Origin of the sequence: Neobacillus niacini, from assembly GCF_019749295.1 — a bacterium.
Lineage (GTDB): Bacteria > Bacillota > Bacilli > Bacillales > Cytobacillaceae > Neobacillus > Neobacillus niacini_D.
Genome location: NZ_JACWFG010000014.1, coordinates 78,868 through 93,862, shown reverse-complemented (window position 1 = coordinate 93,862; position 14,995 = coordinate 78,868). Strand labels below are relative to the sequence as shown.

At 40.9% G+C, this 14,995-nt stretch carries 14 protein-coding genes; 3 read left to right on the top strand and 11 right to left on the bottom strand.

What is annotated here, in order from left to right:
• Positions 1-79: 79 nt before the first annotated feature.
• From H0184_RS19940 to H0184_RS19925, 4 genes are read right to left on the bottom strand one after another with little or no spacing between them, the layout of a single operon-like run.
• Complete coding sequence (locus tag H0184_RS19940) at positions 80-883, bottom strand: ABC transporter permease subunit (protein ID WP_221827786.1); 804 nt, start codon at positions 881-883, stop codon at positions 80-82.
• Between the two features lie 18 nt (positions 884-901).
• Positions 902-1,693, bottom strand: a complete 792-nt coding sequence (locus tag H0184_RS19935) for an ABC transporter permease subunit (protein WP_221827785.1) — start codon at positions 1,691-1,693, stop codon at positions 902-904.
• Between the two features lie 5 nt (positions 1,694-1,698).
• On the bottom strand, positions 1,699-2,583 hold the full coding sequence (locus H0184_RS19930) for an ABC transporter ATP-binding protein (RefSeq protein WP_221827784.1): 885 nt from the start codon (positions 2,581-2,583) through the stop codon (positions 1,699-1,701).
• A gap of 13 nt (positions 2,584-2,596) precedes the next feature.
• Positions 2,597-3,220 carry a TetR/AcrR family transcriptional regulator gene (locus H0184_RS19925; RefSeq protein WP_221827783.1) on the bottom strand — a complete coding sequence of 208 codons (624 nt, stop codon included), beginning with the start codon at positions 3,218-3,220 and terminating at the stop codon, positions 2,597-2,599.
• A gap of 160 nt (positions 3,221-3,380) precedes the next feature.
• Between H0184_RS19925 and H0184_RS19920 the strand changes: the two genes are divergently transcribed.
• Complete coding sequence (locus H0184_RS19920) at positions 3,381-4,337, top strand: nuclease-related domain-containing protein (RefSeq protein WP_221827782.1); 957 nt, start codon at positions 3,381-3,383, stop codon at positions 4,335-4,337.
• A 581-nt stretch (positions 4,338-4,918) separates the two neighbouring features.
• Complete coding sequence (pepT, locus tag H0184_RS19915) at positions 4,919-6,145, top strand: peptidase T (RefSeq protein WP_221827781.1); 1,227 nt, start codon at positions 4,919-4,921, stop codon at positions 6,143-6,145.
• Between the two features lie 29 nt (positions 6,146-6,174).
• Here pepT and H0184_RS19910 read toward each other — a convergent pair whose 3' ends face one another.
• Positions 6,175-7,080 (bottom strand): LysR family transcriptional regulator, encoded by a 906-nt coding sequence (locus H0184_RS19910; protein ID WP_221827780.1) that lies wholly within the window; start codon positions 7,078-7,080, stop codon positions 6,175-6,177.
• 144 nt (positions 7,081-7,224) lie between these two features.
• On the opposite strand from H0184_RS19910, the gene gdhA reads away from it, so the two are divergent.
• The gene (gene gdhA / locus H0184_RS19905) at positions 7,225-8,607 is read left to right on the top strand and encodes an NADP-specific glutamate dehydrogenase (protein WP_221827779.1); all 1,383 of its coding nucleotides are present in this window, start codon (positions 7,225-7,227) and stop codon (positions 8,605-8,607) included.
• 36 nt (positions 8,608-8,643) lie between these two features.
• On the opposite strand, the gene H0184_RS19900 is transcribed toward gdhA, so the two are convergent.
• The 6 genes from H0184_RS19900 to H0184_RS19875 are packed head-to-tail and all read right to left on the bottom strand — an operon-like array spanning position 8,644 to position 14,838.
• Positions 8,644-9,855, bottom strand: a complete 1,212-nt coding sequence (locus H0184_RS19900; protein ID WP_221827790.1) for a dicarboxylate/amino acid:cation symporter — start codon at positions 9,853-9,855, stop codon at positions 8,644-8,646.
• A 53-nt stretch (positions 9,856-9,908) separates the two neighbouring features.
• Complete coding sequence (locus H0184_RS19895; RefSeq protein ID WP_221827778.1) at positions 9,909-10,511, bottom strand: ABC transporter ATP-binding protein; 603 nt, start codon at positions 10,509-10,511, stop codon at positions 9,909-9,911.
• Positions 10,501-11,424, bottom strand: coding sequence for an ABC transporter ATP-binding protein (locus tag H0184_RS19890; protein WP_221827777.1), 924 nt, complete (start codon positions 11,422-11,424; stop codon positions 10,501-10,503). Before H0184_RS19890 ends, H0184_RS19895 begins: the two co-directional genes overlap by 11 nt.
• A 14-nt stretch (positions 11,425-11,438) precedes the next feature.
• The gene (locus tag H0184_RS19885; RefSeq protein WP_221827776.1) at positions 11,439-12,263 is read right to left on the bottom strand and encodes an ABC transporter permease; all 825 of its coding nucleotides are present in this window, start codon (positions 12,261-12,263) and stop codon (positions 11,439-11,441) included.
• Entirely contained in the window at positions 12,260-13,246 is a 987-nt protein-coding gene (locus H0184_RS19880) for an ABC transporter permease (RefSeq protein ID WP_221827775.1), read from the bottom strand. Before H0184_RS19880 ends, H0184_RS19885 begins: the two co-directional genes overlap by 4 nt.
• Before the next feature lie 20 nt (positions 13,247-13,266).
• Positions 13,267-14,838 carry an ABC transporter substrate-binding protein gene (locus H0184_RS19875; protein ID WP_221827789.1) on the bottom strand — a complete coding sequence of 524 codons (1,572 nt, stop codon included), beginning with the start codon at positions 14,836-14,838 and terminating at the stop codon, positions 13,267-13,269.
• Positions 14,839-14,995 lie beyond the last annotated feature (157 nt).

The window sequence follows — 14,995 nt, the reverse complement described above, 5'->3', positions numbered from 1 at the left end:
TATTATAAACGGGTTTTCTTTCTAGGAACATAAAAAACCCGATTAAGGGGCACTTTTTATTAAGTGTCCATTAATCGGGTTATAGAGCAACATTCAAATCTCTTTTTTTATAAAAAACAAAAGTCACTACGGTAAGTCCTGCAATCAAAACTACTGACAATAGCACAAAGATGTTCTCAAACCCGCCGCCAAACATTATATTTTTTGCCTCGAAGTATTTAAAAGGGGTCAGATATTTCAACATTTCTATCCTGTCATTTAAATCAATGGCCACAGATAGCAGATAGGTCAGCAGGAGAACTCCTGCTGCAAGGGATGAGGCTCTCTTTGATTGCTTCTTAACTGCCGCAAGGGCGCTGCCAAAAACTAAAAAGATCAGCTGTAAGAAGAACATTCCGGCCATCGTCATTAAAATGTCCCCATTTACAGCTTCATCACCACTGTACATTCCTACAAGAGTAATAGATGAAACCAAGGTAACTATATTAAGAATCACAATATTTGTAAAAGCAGCTAGTAACTTCGTTGTAATGATCTTCGTTCTTGAAATGGGCTTTACGAATAAAAATTCCGTCGTTTTATCCCGCTCTTCCTTAGCAATCATGACAGCTCCAAGCATGGCTGCATGGATAGTGGTCATTAATAACAGGTAAAGATAGAGAAGTCCATAATAGCCGCTTGCTTTTGATAAATCCATATCACTTATACCCATAACCGCCTGCAGCGCCTGTGGCATTTCCCCCATCACATCGTTAATGGATTGCCCTGACGATGAGTACCCCTCATATTCAATCATACCTAACAACACCATTAAAAAAATACAGACACTCCATATCACTAACGACTTAAAATGCGACCTAAGCTCTTTAACGTATAAGTTCATCACAGTATCCCTCCATTCCTAGACAGAATGAATATCCTTTTTTATATAAACCATATAACTCGCAGTAATCGCTAGGATAATAATGATTGCACCTGCGATTAAAAATGAAGCTTCATAGCCGGAATTCTCCATAATATAAGTAGTCTCAAAATATTTGAAGGGTGATATATATCGCTTCACTTCATCACCTGCACTAAAGATTCCTAAAAAGTAGAAGCCAAAAACAGTTCCGAGAGATACCGTTAACACAGATTTGATTTTAGGCACCAAAACAGAAATGATAATTCCAATCGCAAGAAAGACCAGCTGAATCAACAACAAGGTAAGGGACAGTAAGATGAAAATTTTGCTGTTAAAATCCGCACTCTTAACCTGATTCATCACCAAGGTTGAAGCCGCTAAATAAATTCCATTGGTAATTAGGATTGAGATTAACGCTGCAAGCAGTTTTGAGGTTAAAATGGTTGTACGAGTAACTGGCTTAGTTAGTAAAAAGTCTGCCGTTTTTTCCCGAGTTTCTTTGCTGACGATGGAAGCACCAATATTCATCGCCTGTATCGCTCCACACATCGTGATATACGTTAAACCATACGAGTAGAGTCCTAACACAGAAAAGAATGTATCAAGATTGATCCCAAGCGCATCCCGAAATGCAGCAGGGTAGCCTTCCAGGATGTTTCTAAACCCCTCAGACTCTTTTTCAAAAGAAGGATAAAATGACATAAAAAGTGCCGTGATGGCAATCAATGATACTGTCCAAATAATTGTAGACTTTCGATAAGCCCTTAATTCATGCAACAATATATTCATTGTTTTTACGCCTCCTTCTCATAATAATGCATGAAAATCTCCTCAAGGTCTGGCTCTTCAATCCATAGATTTGTAATTTCTATGTCAGCAAGTTTCCTCATAACGTCATTAATATTGCCTTTAAATAAAAAGCTTGTGAGGTTTTCTTTTGCCTCTAATTTATTCACTCCTGGAAGGCTAAAGTAATGGGGGTCAATGGTATCTTTTGTTTCTACTTTGAACTTTTTATAGGTGTTTTCCTTCAATGTGCTTATCTTTTCTACGGTAACAATCTTGCCTTCTTTAATAATCGCAACCCGATTACAAAGACGTTGAACCTCGGTTAGAATATGAGAGGAAAATAGAATCGTCGCACCTTTTTGATTCTCCTCCTCCAGCAATTCAAAAAACTTCTGCTGCATAAGCGGATCAAGTCCGCTCGTAGGTTCATCGAGAATAATCAGTTTTGGCTCATGCAGCAGTCCCTGAACGATTCCAACCTTCTTTTTATTTCCCAGTGAAAGGTCATCAATTTTTTTGCTTAGGTCTAAGTCCATAATCTCAGCCAACTCTTTTATTCTCTTACTACAGTCTTTTTTATAAAAACTAGCTGAGTAGTTCAATAGATCCTTAACCTTCATATTGTCATAGTAAAATACTTCGGAAGGTAAATAGCCTATTTCCTTTTTGATTTCAGGGGCAAATTGTACAGTGTCCTTTCCAAAAATAGTGGCACTGCCGCTGGTAGGGTAAATGAGTGAAAGGAGTGTCCGAATGGTAGTCGATTTCCCGGCACCATTTGGACCGATGAAGCCAAAAATCTCACCTTCCTCGACATTAAAGCTGACATCACTGATTCCTCTTGCTTTGCCGTAGGTCTTTGTTAGATTCTTAATCTCAATCACATTCATCGTTACAGCCCCCTTATTTATAAAAGCATTTAATAAAAACCTCAAAATACTCTTCAGCTTCTAGAAAGACTTTATCGTAATCAATCTTGTGACCAGGAATCATTTTCGCTTTGAGGAGCTCCTCGTCACTCATTTTTTCAAACGTCCATGAAATAATCTTTAAGATTTTTTGAGGATCAACATCCTCCCTGAATTTCGAAAGATCGATTCCATCATAAATAATCCCAATATTAATAGCGTTAAGTTCCTGTTTCTTTTTATCAAATTCTACTTTAATCTCTGGGGAATCCTGCATAAAGGCCTCTTGGATAAACGTTAAGATTTCTGGATATTTCGATTGCAGGTCCATTTTAATGTGTACAGCTTGTCGGACTCTCTTAAAAAAATCTCGTTCCGTTAAATCGACCTTTTTATAGAACTCATCCGCAACTAGCTTATAGCAATAGTCAAACAGGAAGAAAAACAGCTGTTTCTTACTTTGGAAATAATGAAAAAGCAGCCCTTTCGAGATTCCAGCTTCTTTGACAATTTCATTCGTCGAGGCACTGTCATACCCTTTTTGGGCAAATTCCTTGATCGCTGCGTTAATAATGCGGTCCTGTTTCTCCAAATCCAGGCTTAAAAACTTTGAAAACATATAGGCTGCCTCCTTTCATAGGCGTTGACCACATCAGTCAATTCTAGTTTACTCCCGTTGACTGATGTGGTCAATATAAGACAAGTTTTATTTTTTACAAAATTATGAAGTTTATATATTTTAGGGTGGGGATGTGCTAGGATACGTGTGGAGGTGAAAAATGAAAGAACGTTCAGACTCACTAACACTAAAGGGCTTGATTGCCGCCCAAAGCAGGCTTCCCATTACACATCCAACAGTTTCGATACTAGCTTCAAAGCAATCAATCATTGAGGCAGGCATTGGTGGTGAACAGCAGGTAGCAGAAGTCCTGCAGCGATACACATTTCCTTTTAAAAACAACATTTTCCACGACTTATCACTCTCATCAGACACTTACTTTCAAATTGACCACTTATTAAAAACACCCCATTACGGCGTCGTTTTAGAAACCAAGAATCTTGCAGGCAGTTTAGAATTCCGGGATAACCCTCCACAGCTTATTCAAAAGCGGGAGGACGGACAAATCAAGTATTATGAGAGTCCAGTAGTACAATTAGAACGGAATATGGAGCTTATGTCAGCCTGGTTGTCACAGCGCAAAATTGATTTACCTCTTTATGGTGCTATTGTTTTAGCCTATCCCAAGCAGCATGTCGAAATTCCACCTGCCGACACCAAGATCCTCTTTCCGAACTTAATCCCGCCGTTTATCAAGGGACTTCCTCAGCAGGGAAAGGGACTGAATACCTCTACTTTTAACTGGCTGTCATCTGAATTATTGAAGTGTCATCAAACCTATATTCCCAAACCCGTTTGTGAATCTTACCAAATTCCTATAGGTGATATTCAACCAGGAGTGAGGTGTGCGTCATGCGGGAAGCTTGGGATGATTAAAGTACCTAGAACCTGGCATTGCAAATTTTGTAAGGTGAATAATCATCTGGCACATCGCGGGGCTTTAGTAGAGTGGTTTTTAGTGGTGAAGCGGACGATAACAAATCGGGAGTGTCGAGAGTTTTTGGGGGTGGATATTCACACAGCTACAAGGATTTTACAAAGCTTGCCTCTGCAAACAAAAGGTACATTTCGAAACAGGTTCTATTCCATGGACTTTAAAAGGTTTCCCTTTAAATAGGTATCTTCCTATCCGAGAGTGTTTTCCGCCATCCGAGAGTAAACCTCCCTATCCAAGAGTGTTTTCCGCCATCCGAGAGTAAATCTCCCTATCCGAGAGTGTTTTCCGTCATCCGAGAGTAAATCTCCCTATCCGAGAGTGTTTTTCACCATCTGAGAGTAAATCTCCCTATCCGAGAGTGTTTTCCCGCCATCCGAGAGTAAATCTCCCTATTCGAGAGTGTTTTCCCGCCATCCGAGAGTAAATCTCCCTATCCGAGAGTGTTTTCCGCCATCCGAGAGTAAACCCTCCTTATCCGAGAGTATTTTCTGCCATCCGAGAGTAAACCCTCCTTATCCGAGAGTGTTTTCCGCCATCCGAGAGTAAACCCTCCTTATCCGAGAGTGTTTTCCGCCATCCGAGAGTATACCCTCCTTATCCGAGAGTATCTTCTGCCATCCGAGAGTAAACACTCCTTACCCGCCAGTACCCCAACCCAAAATTACCTATTTTAAGCAAAACCAAAACCACTTCCAATTTCCGCCCGCCACACTTCACATGCTATTATTAATTTGTAATTACGAAAGGGGCGTGTAGGAAACATGAAGAATGAGATCATTGAGAGGTTTACTTCGTATGTAAAGGTGGATACGCAGTCGAATGAGAGCAATGAAAACTGTCCTTCGACACCTGGGCAGCTGACATTAGCGAACATGCTGGTGGAGGAGTTAAAGTCGATTGGGATGGAAGAGGTAACCATTGATGAAAATGGGTATGTGATGGCAACCCTCCCATCTAATACGGATAAGGATGTGCCAACGATTGGCTTCTTAGCTCACGTTGATACTGCAACCGATTTCACAGGCAAGAACGTGAATCCGCAAATTATTGAAAACTATAATGGGTCTGATATCGCACTGAACCCAAGCGTCACGATGTCTACGAAGGATTTTCCAAGCCTGCCGAGCTATAAAGGTCACACACTTATTACCACAGACGGCACAACCCTGCTAGGTGCTGACAACAAAGCGGGAATTGCTGAAATCATGACCGCGATGTCCTATCTTATTCAACATCCAGAAATTAAGCACGGTAAGGTCCGCGTTGCGTTCACACCGGATGAAGAGATTGGCAGAGGACCACATAAGTTTGACGTTGCGGCCTTCAATGCCAAATACGCGTACACTGTGGATGGAGGTCCGCTGGGAGAATTAGAATACGAAAGCTTTAATGCTGCGGCTGCTAAAATTACCGTTAAAGGCACTAACATCCATCCAGGCTCAGCAAAAGATAAAATGGTCAATTCAATGAAGATTGCCATGGAACTACATAGCCAGCTTCCAGCCCTGGAGGCACCTGAACATACAGAAGGGTATGAAGGTTTTTACCATTTAATCTCCTTCAACGGAGATGTCGAGCAAACAAAGCTGTCCTATATTATCCGTGACCATGACAAAGAAATCTTTGAAGCAAGAAAAAAGAGGATTAAGGATATTGTGGAATTGTTAAATGAAAGATACGGCAAAGACACCGTCCAATTAGAAATGAACGATCAATATTACAATATGGGTGAAAGAATCAAACCGGTTATGGAGATTGTCGACATTGCACAGCAGGCGATGGAGAACCTCGATATCAAACCGCTGATTAAACCAATCCGCGGCGGTACGGATGGTTCACAGCTTTCTTATATGGGGCTGCCCACTCCAAACATCTTCACTGGCGGAGAGAACTTCCATGGAAAGTATGAATTTATCTCTGTTGATAATATGATTAAATCTGCAAACACTGTTATCGAAATTACGAAACTTTTTGAACAAAAAGCATAAAATAAAGCCCAGCTGAAAAGTTGGGCTTTTTACATTTGATAGCGGTCCAATCTGGTAAAGAAGTCTTTTAAGAAATCATAAAATAGTCTGACCGTAGGGAGCATCTTACGTTCTCGGGAAACAATCACTCCAACCGTACGGGTTACCTCAGGCTCAATAATAGGAATTTTAACAGTTGAGCGCGGATATCCATCCACCAGTGTAATTTCTGGAATTAATGTAATTCCCAGACCTGCTGAAACCAATCCTTTAATGGAATCAATATCTACTCCCTCAAAAGATACCTTTGGCTGGAAGCCTAGCTGCTCACAGGCTTGAACAATAATTTCTCGTAATATGTAATCCTTTGGAAACATGACAAAGGATTCTTCACGCAGCTGGCTTAATTTAATCGCTGACTGTTTGGCTAAAGAATGACTAGTTGGTAATAGCGCCACAATATTATCGGTAAATAATGTTGTCCCCTGCACCTTCTTCTCATGCTTTGGAACAGGTCCGATTAATGCCATATCGAAATCACCATTCATAACGCCCTCAATCAACTCTTTGTAGGTTCCTTGCTTAAGTTGAAATTTCACCTGAGGATAGTGTTCGCGAAAGGCAGAAATGGAAGTAGGAAGCGTATATGCAGCCAAGCTGCTGGGAAAACCTATACGAATCGTCCCTTTCAAGGGATCTAAGTATTCCTCAATTTCTCGTTGTGCTTCATCAATTACTTTCATCGCTTGTTCCATATGCTCTAGAAACATCTGCCCGATCATGGTCAGTTTGACATTCCGTCCCTCGCGGATGAATAAATTAACGCCGAGTTCTTTTTCAAGATTAAAAATTTGCCGGCTTACGGCCGATTGCGCTACATGCAGAGCCATTGCCGCATCGGTAACATGTTCACGCTTGGCTACTTCCATAAAGTATTGAATTTGTCGTAATTCCAAAGGGTTCACCTCGATTCATCTCATCATGAGATGAATTTCATCTATTATTAGCATTGTTAAGATTATTATTTAATTATAAAATAACTGATATCAATAATCTAATTATTTAAAAAAATAATCATTCCTATTAAAGAGGTGGATAGCATGAAAACAATTGAACAGTTAAAACATGATGTACAAGGAGCAGCACTTCAATATGTGGATGAAGTGTTTAATAAGGTAGTATGCAGAAATGCTTATGAGTCCGAATTTCACCAAGCAGTTAAGGAAATCTTTGATTCACTCATTCCTGTTTTCGCGAAACATCCTAAATACATCGAGCACAATATTCTTGAAAGAATCGTAGAGCCAGAAAGAGTTATTTACTTCCGTGTTCCTTGGGTTGATGATCAAGGAAAGGTTCAAGTAAACCGCGGCTTCCGTGTTCAATTCAACAGTGCAATCGGACCTTATAAAGGTGGATTACGTTTCCACCCTTCCGTTAATGCCAGCATTATTAAATTCTTAGGTTTTGAACAAATTTTTAAGAATTCATTAACTGGCCAGCCTATTGGCGGCGGTAAAGGCGGATCTGATTTTGATCCGAAAGGAAAATCAGATGGTGAAGTTATGCGCTTTACACAAAGCTTTATGAGCGAGCTTTACAGACATATTGGACCAGATGTTGATGTACCAGCAGGAGATATCGGTGTAGGTGCCCGTGAAATCGGTTATATGTTTGGACAATATAAGAAAATCCGCGGCGCCTATGAAGCTGGTGTGTTAACGGGTAAAGGCCTTGGATATGGCGGCAGCTTAGGACGTACAGAAGCTACTGGTTACGGCACTGTTTACTTTGTAAACGAAATGCTTGCTGACAAAGGCTATAGCTTTGATGGAAGCACCGTTGTCGTTTCCGGCTCAGGAAATGTTTCCATTTATGCGATTGAAAAAGCTACTCAATTAGGCGCAAAGGTTGTCGCTTGCAGTGATTCTAGTGGATATGTTTATGATCCTTCTGGCATTAAGCTTGAAACTGTTAAACGTATTAAAGAAGTGGAACGTAAGAGAATCAGTGAATATGTTCTTGAGCACCCACAAGCTCAGTATTACGAAGGCTGTTCGGGCATTTGGTCGATTCCATGTGATATTGCTCTGCCATGTGCAACTCAAAACGAAATTGACGAAAACGCAGCAAAAGTTCTCGTTTCAAATGGTGTAAAAGCTGTTGGAGAAGGTGCGAACATGCCATCTACCCTTGAAGCAGTTGAAGTATTTTTAGAAAATGATATTTTATTTGCTCCTGGTAAAGCAGCAAATGCTGGCGGTGTAGCCGTATCTGCACTTGAAATGGCTCAAAATAGCCAAAGACTTTCTTGGACATTTGAAGAAGTGGATGCGAAATTGCACCAGATTATGATTAATATCTATCGTAACAGTATGGATGCAGCACAGGAATACGGCTATCCAGGCAACCTTGTTGTTGGTGCAAATATCGCTGGATTCGTGAAAGTAGCAGATGCAATGATCGCACAGGGTGTTATCTAAAAACATAAGGGTGCTCCGAGATGGAGCACCCTTATTTTATGCTATTTTTTTAAGCCAATTCTTGCCCTCTACCATTCTTGATACCATCATCCCGGCAACATTGTCGCCGCTGGCATTCAACATCGTTGCAGGCGGATCGATTAACGTAGAGATCGCCGCAATAATCGGAAGTGCCTCAGGAGGGAATCCAAATAAACTTAAAATCAACATTTCTCCGATCATTCCGCCGCTTGGAATAGCTCCCATAACCGCTCCAACTAATAGAGAAACACTTATAATTAAGAAAAAGGTGCCAATCCCTGTTTGATTCATATCAAAGATACCAAACAAGAATACGATCTTTAACACACCGCCCAGTACAGAGCCATCCTTGTGTAAAGCCGCCCCTAACGGAATCGTTGTATCACGTATGTCTTCTTTAATTCCCATTCTTTTTGATGCTTCTAGATTAACAGGAATGGAGGCAGCACTAGAGCAGGTAGCAAGCGCCGTAATTGATGGTGCCAGCATATTGCTCCAAAACACCCTAATCCCTTTCCCTTTGCCCGCCATAAAGGCATAAATCGTAAAGGCTAAAAAGAAATAGACAATGGAAGCAGCATAATAGGTCACTCCAGCCTTGATGTATGAACCTAATAAAATAGCCCCATACTGCCCAACCAATGTTGCAAAATAAGCTCCTAGACCTATTGGTGCTAAGTACATGATTAAGGAAACAACCTTCATCATCACCTCAGAACCTGAGCTTAAAAAGCTCGTAAACGCCTTACCCTTCTCTCCAACTGATTGAGCCGCAAACCCAACCAAGATAGAAATCACAATAAGTGCTAACATATTGCTTCTTGAGAACAGCTCAACAAAGTCAGGCACTGTAAAGGTTTTAACAATTTGTGCGACTGGATTTAATCCCTCAGCAGCTTCCGGTTTCACCAGCTTTAAATTAACACCCTCACCAGGGTTCACAAATTTTACGACAAAATACATATAAATAGCAGCAACAAGGCCTGTAAATAAGAACGTCCCAAACATCCAGCCGATAATTTTACCTAATCGTTTGGCTCCATTCATATTTGCAATCGATGATGAAATCGTAAAGAAAATCAGCGGGACAATAATTGTGAATAATAGATTTAAAAAGACATCACCAATCGGCTGAAAGACTACTGCATCTTCCTTCATTGTCAAACCTACAATTGCCCCTATCAAAATGGATACCAACAAAATAATTGGAAAACGATAATTCTTCAATTTTTCCATATGGTTTTCTCCTTAGAACTCTCTAATTACGTTTCAAGAGATTTTTATACTTGAGATATATCAATAATTCTACTGCAAATCCGATTCAATAGGTGTGCTTCATGACTTATAACAAGTATTCCCATATTACGCTTTTGGGCCATATCAAGAACCACCTGCCATATTTGTGCTTGAGTAATAGAATCCAGCATCGTTGTCATCTCATCTGCAATTAGAAACTGCGTCGAAGGGCCGAGTGCCCTAGCTACACAAAAGCGCTGCAATTCCCCGCCTGATAACTCATTGGGCCAGCGGCGCAGCCAATCCTTTTCAATTCCCAGCCTTTCTAGTAATTCATCATCAGGATTCCAGCCTTCATGGAGGATTTCCTTCATTCTCCATTTCGGATTTACTGCCTTTTCAGGATGCTGGAAGACAAGCTGGACAGGATGATAGCCCTTGCTTGGCAATGGTGAGCCATTCAGCCTTACAAGCCCTTCTGATGGCTTCTCATACCCCGAAAGAATTTTCCCAAGGGTTGTCTTTCCAGCACCGCTGGGGCCGACGAGACCGACGATTTCTCCTCTACTAACACTCATATGAACATGCCTGAAAATCCAGGAATTCTTCTTATAACCAAAGCCGATATCTATAGCTTCAAGTTGCATAGAGGCACCTAACCATTCCGCCTCGAAGCATTTTTTCTTCTGGCATTTCTTTTAAACAATCTAACGTTGCATTTTCACACCTTGGGGCAAACGGGCAACCTTTCGGCAAATGATTTGCGAGCGGCTGAGACCCTTTGATGGGAATAAACTCATTTTGGGGAAGTGCTCTCCATAATGCCTTTGTATAAGGATGCCTTAGGTTCTCACCTTTGCCAGAGAAATCCGAAACAGGCGCGACCTCAACGGTTGTTCCCGCATAAAAGACAGCGATTTTATCCGCCGTTTTTAAGGCAAATTCAATATCATGGGTAATAAGCATGACCGCACTCCCATTATCCGCTAACTCCCTGAAGGATATTTCAGCTTCTTTGATCACGTCAGCATCAAGTCCTGGTGTTGGTTCATCGGCTATAACCACATTCGCTTCACTTACAACCGCCATCGACAGGAGAACGCGTCTCGCCATACCACCTGATAACTGAAAAGGAAATAATTTTTCAACAAGAGGCTTCAATTTATATTTTTCAAAAATTTTCTTTTGTGCAACTGCAGCATTGCCTTTTCTAACAGAAGTTTGCACTTGTGAGCCAATTTTCATTAATGGATCTAAAAATTTGACTGATTGCGGAACAATCACGATTTCAGTCCCGCGCAGCTCTGCCTTACGCTGCTCTGTCAGCTCTTGACCATCGTATACAATACGTCCCTTCACCGATGCATTCCCTGGTAAAATCCCTAGAATAGCGTGGGCTAATAAGCTCTTACCAGACCCGCTTGAACCCACAACCGCAACAATTTCACCCTTATTAATCGATACATTTAAGTTATGAATTACTTGAGTTGTTTCTTGTCTTAATCCTTTCGAGTACTTTGTAAAGGATATCGATAAATCATGAATTTCAAGTGTAGACATATCCAACCTCCAACTTATTCATTGGCCCGATAAGGGTCAACGAATGACCGCAGAACCTCTCCTAATAAATCAAAGGCACGGACAACCAATAGTAAGCATAATCCTGGGAAAAGTGCCAGCCACCACATACCGGTTGATAAATAACGCATGGATTCTGATAGAATAATTCCAATTGCAGGCTGATGCGGCGATAAACCCATTCCTAAGAATGTAATGGCAGCCTCATGCAGAATGGCATGCGGGAATAATAAAAACAAGCCCACTAAAAACTGTGGTACCAAATGTGGGAGAGTATGCTTTACAGCAATAAACCACTGTGATTTCCCCAGTCTTCTCGAGGTTTGAACATACTCAGCACATTGAAGCTGCATGACCTCTGCCCGAATTACCCTTGTTAAGCTTGGCCAATGGGTGAGAGCTAAACCAATCACGACACCTTTCATTCCTCCGCCTAAAACAAAGGAAATTAAGATAAGCATCACTAGGTGGGGGACACTTAAAAAAAGGTCTACCAACCAGGAAATAATACCATCAACCACGCGTCCCAGCGTTGCGGCCATGATTCCTAAACTCACGGCTATCATAACGGAGGACGCAGCGGCTATTAATCCAACGCCTATACTCATGGACATCCCTTTGAGTGTCCGAATGAGCATATCCCGCCCCAGCCAATCCGTTCCAAATGGATGGCTAAGGGAAGGTGGAAGGTTTCGAGAGTCTAAATTTGTTACAATTCTATCATTACTTATGAGTAAACCGATGACTAGTATAGCTAGTAATATAACGGTGGTAATGGTTGATATCACCACCGTTTTCTGTCTTTTATTTATTGAAATCATACCGGCCTTCTCTCCTTCATTCGTGGATCTACTAGAAAAGAGATAAGGTCTGCTAGTAAATTGCCGGCAAATACAAATAGTGTACTAAAGATAACCAAGCCTAAAAGGAGCGGAACATCGCCCCGCAGCCCTGCTTCAACCGTTGCCTGTCCTAATCCCGGGTATGAAAAAACCTGTTCAGCCAGCACCGCTCCTCCAAAAAGCTCGCTAAATCCAGCAAAGTGAAGGGTTATTGCCGGCAGAGATATATTTCGAATTCCATGTCTCCAAATAAGTGTAAAGCCCTTTTCTCCTCTTGCTCTTGCAAATAAAATATACTCACTTGAAAGGACATCAATTAACTTTTGTCTCGTATGCAGCGCCACATTCGCTACTCCCACAATACTGAGTGTAAGAGCAGGGAGGACTATATGTGAAATAAGGTCAGCTAACGTTACATTTTCAGTTAACACACCTGCTGGAACTCCCATACCTATTGGGAACCATTCTAACCAAACGGCAAAAATCATTAATAATAGCAGACCCATCCAAAATGTCGGCGTCGCGGCCAATGTATAACAGTACCATTTGATGATTCGGTCTGCCCATTTATCCTTTTTCATTGCAGCTGCTATTCCTAAAATAAACCCAATAAGTCCTGATAATAGCCAGGCAATAATCATTAGCGCAAGAGAGTGAAGGAACTTCTCATAAATAATTTCAGTGACAGGACGTCGATAGATCATTGATGTCCCAAGATCCCCCTGTAAAACAGAAGAACCCCACCGAAAAAATTGTTCTGCCGGCGGCTCATCTAACCCCCAGTTCTCAGCGATTTTCTCTCGCTGCTCCGGCCCTACTCGCATCATATCTGCCCCAATATAGGCTTGAATAGGATCAATAGGGGAGTGGCTAATAAGTATAAAGGTAATAACACTAATAGCAAACAGGAGAGAAAGGAGCCTGATTACTTTTCTGCCTATAAATGAAAATATCATCCTCATCTTCGTCTTACACTCATCATCTATTTCTCATCCCATTTCCAGTCAACAAGATTATCGGTAATTGGCCATCCATGCCCGTGAGGTTGAATTCGCTGCTCCCCAATATTCAGGTTTTCATTTACTAAATAAAGGTGATCAATATTTACTAACCATGCCCAAGGAGCGTCTCCTTTTAAACTAAAGCCAGTTGCCCCATCCCATTGAGCCTTTTTCCAGTATCCAATTGCTTCTTGTTCATTTTTCGATAACAGTGCCTTCTCTAGGTATTCATCTACTTTAGGATTAGAATAAAAACCTGAGTTATAATAATCCATTCCTGCCATTTTAGAGCTAAACAGATTGTAAATCTCAATCGGGTCATGACTTCCCCACCCCATCATCACCGCATTTGAATGCATTAAGTTTTCTATTTCATCCCAACTTTTGCCTTCTACATTTATAGTAATTCCCAGCGGTTTCACCATATCAGCCACGGCAATCGCTAATGACTGTCTCGTAACATCACTGGCTGGATATAAAAGAGTAAATGCTGCTTTTAATCCGTCTTTTTCTAGGACTCCATCCCCGTTTTTGTCTTTCCAATCTGCTTTAGCCAAGATTTCTTTCCCAGCGTTTACGTCGCCATCTTCGAACTTGGTTTCTTCATTGAACCATGGCAAACCATCTGCAGCGGAATAGCCAGGTGTACCATAGCCTTCTAATATCCCATCAACAAGGGCATCACGGTCAATGGCAACATTAATTGCTTTACGTATCGCTATATCTGCAGTAACATCATTCCCAATTTCTTGGCCGTCATCTGTTTTCTCTCCCGAAGAGACATAAGGAAACATTATTCCCCGATTATCTACACTCTGGATTGATTCAAGCACCATACCCGGCACCTCATTTTTACTAAACGAAGCAGGTATATAAGCCATATCTACTTGTCCGGCTTTTGCAGCCGCAAAGGCAGCATCTTCATTTAAAAATAAGAAGGTTATTCTTTTAAAAAATGGCCTTTTCCCATAGTAATTAGGGTTGCTTTCAATAATAATCTGTTGTCCTTTATCCCATTGGACAAGCTTGTAAGGGCCTGATCCAATTGGATTTTCTGCATATTGATCACCATATGAATGCTTTGGGATAATTCCTAGTGTCAATAAAGAATGGAGAAAGGTAGAATTTGCTTCATAAAGGTGAAATTCAACTGTCACCGGGTCCTTAACTACAACCTTATCGAGAATATTCAAATCTAAAACAGAATCACTTGTTAAAGCTGTTTCATAGGTAAATTGGACATCCTCGGCACGTAATGGCTTACCATCTGAAAACACCACATCATCACGAAGTTTGACAGTCCACACCTTGCCATTATCGCTAACCTCATAACCTGTTGCAGCATCATATGTAACATTTAAATCATGATCTCGTTTCAACAATGTACTTTGAAAAAGAGGCGAACCATATTGCCCCCATCCTAATGCCGGATCAAAACCAGTTTCAGGTTCATTACCAACAGCTAAAATCAGCTCATCTTTAGTAGTATCTATATGTTTTTCTGATCCACTATTTCCACTATTTGAACAACCTGCAAAAAGCAGTAAAACCATAGCTAGAATTATAATAATAGGCTTCTTCAACCAATCCACTCCAATATTAATTAGGTCATATTTTTATAATAAAGAAATTATATCATAGGAATCCGAGCGTATTTATCAACAAAAAAAGATAAGCAAGAAAAAAACTGCTTATCTTTTCGTCACTATA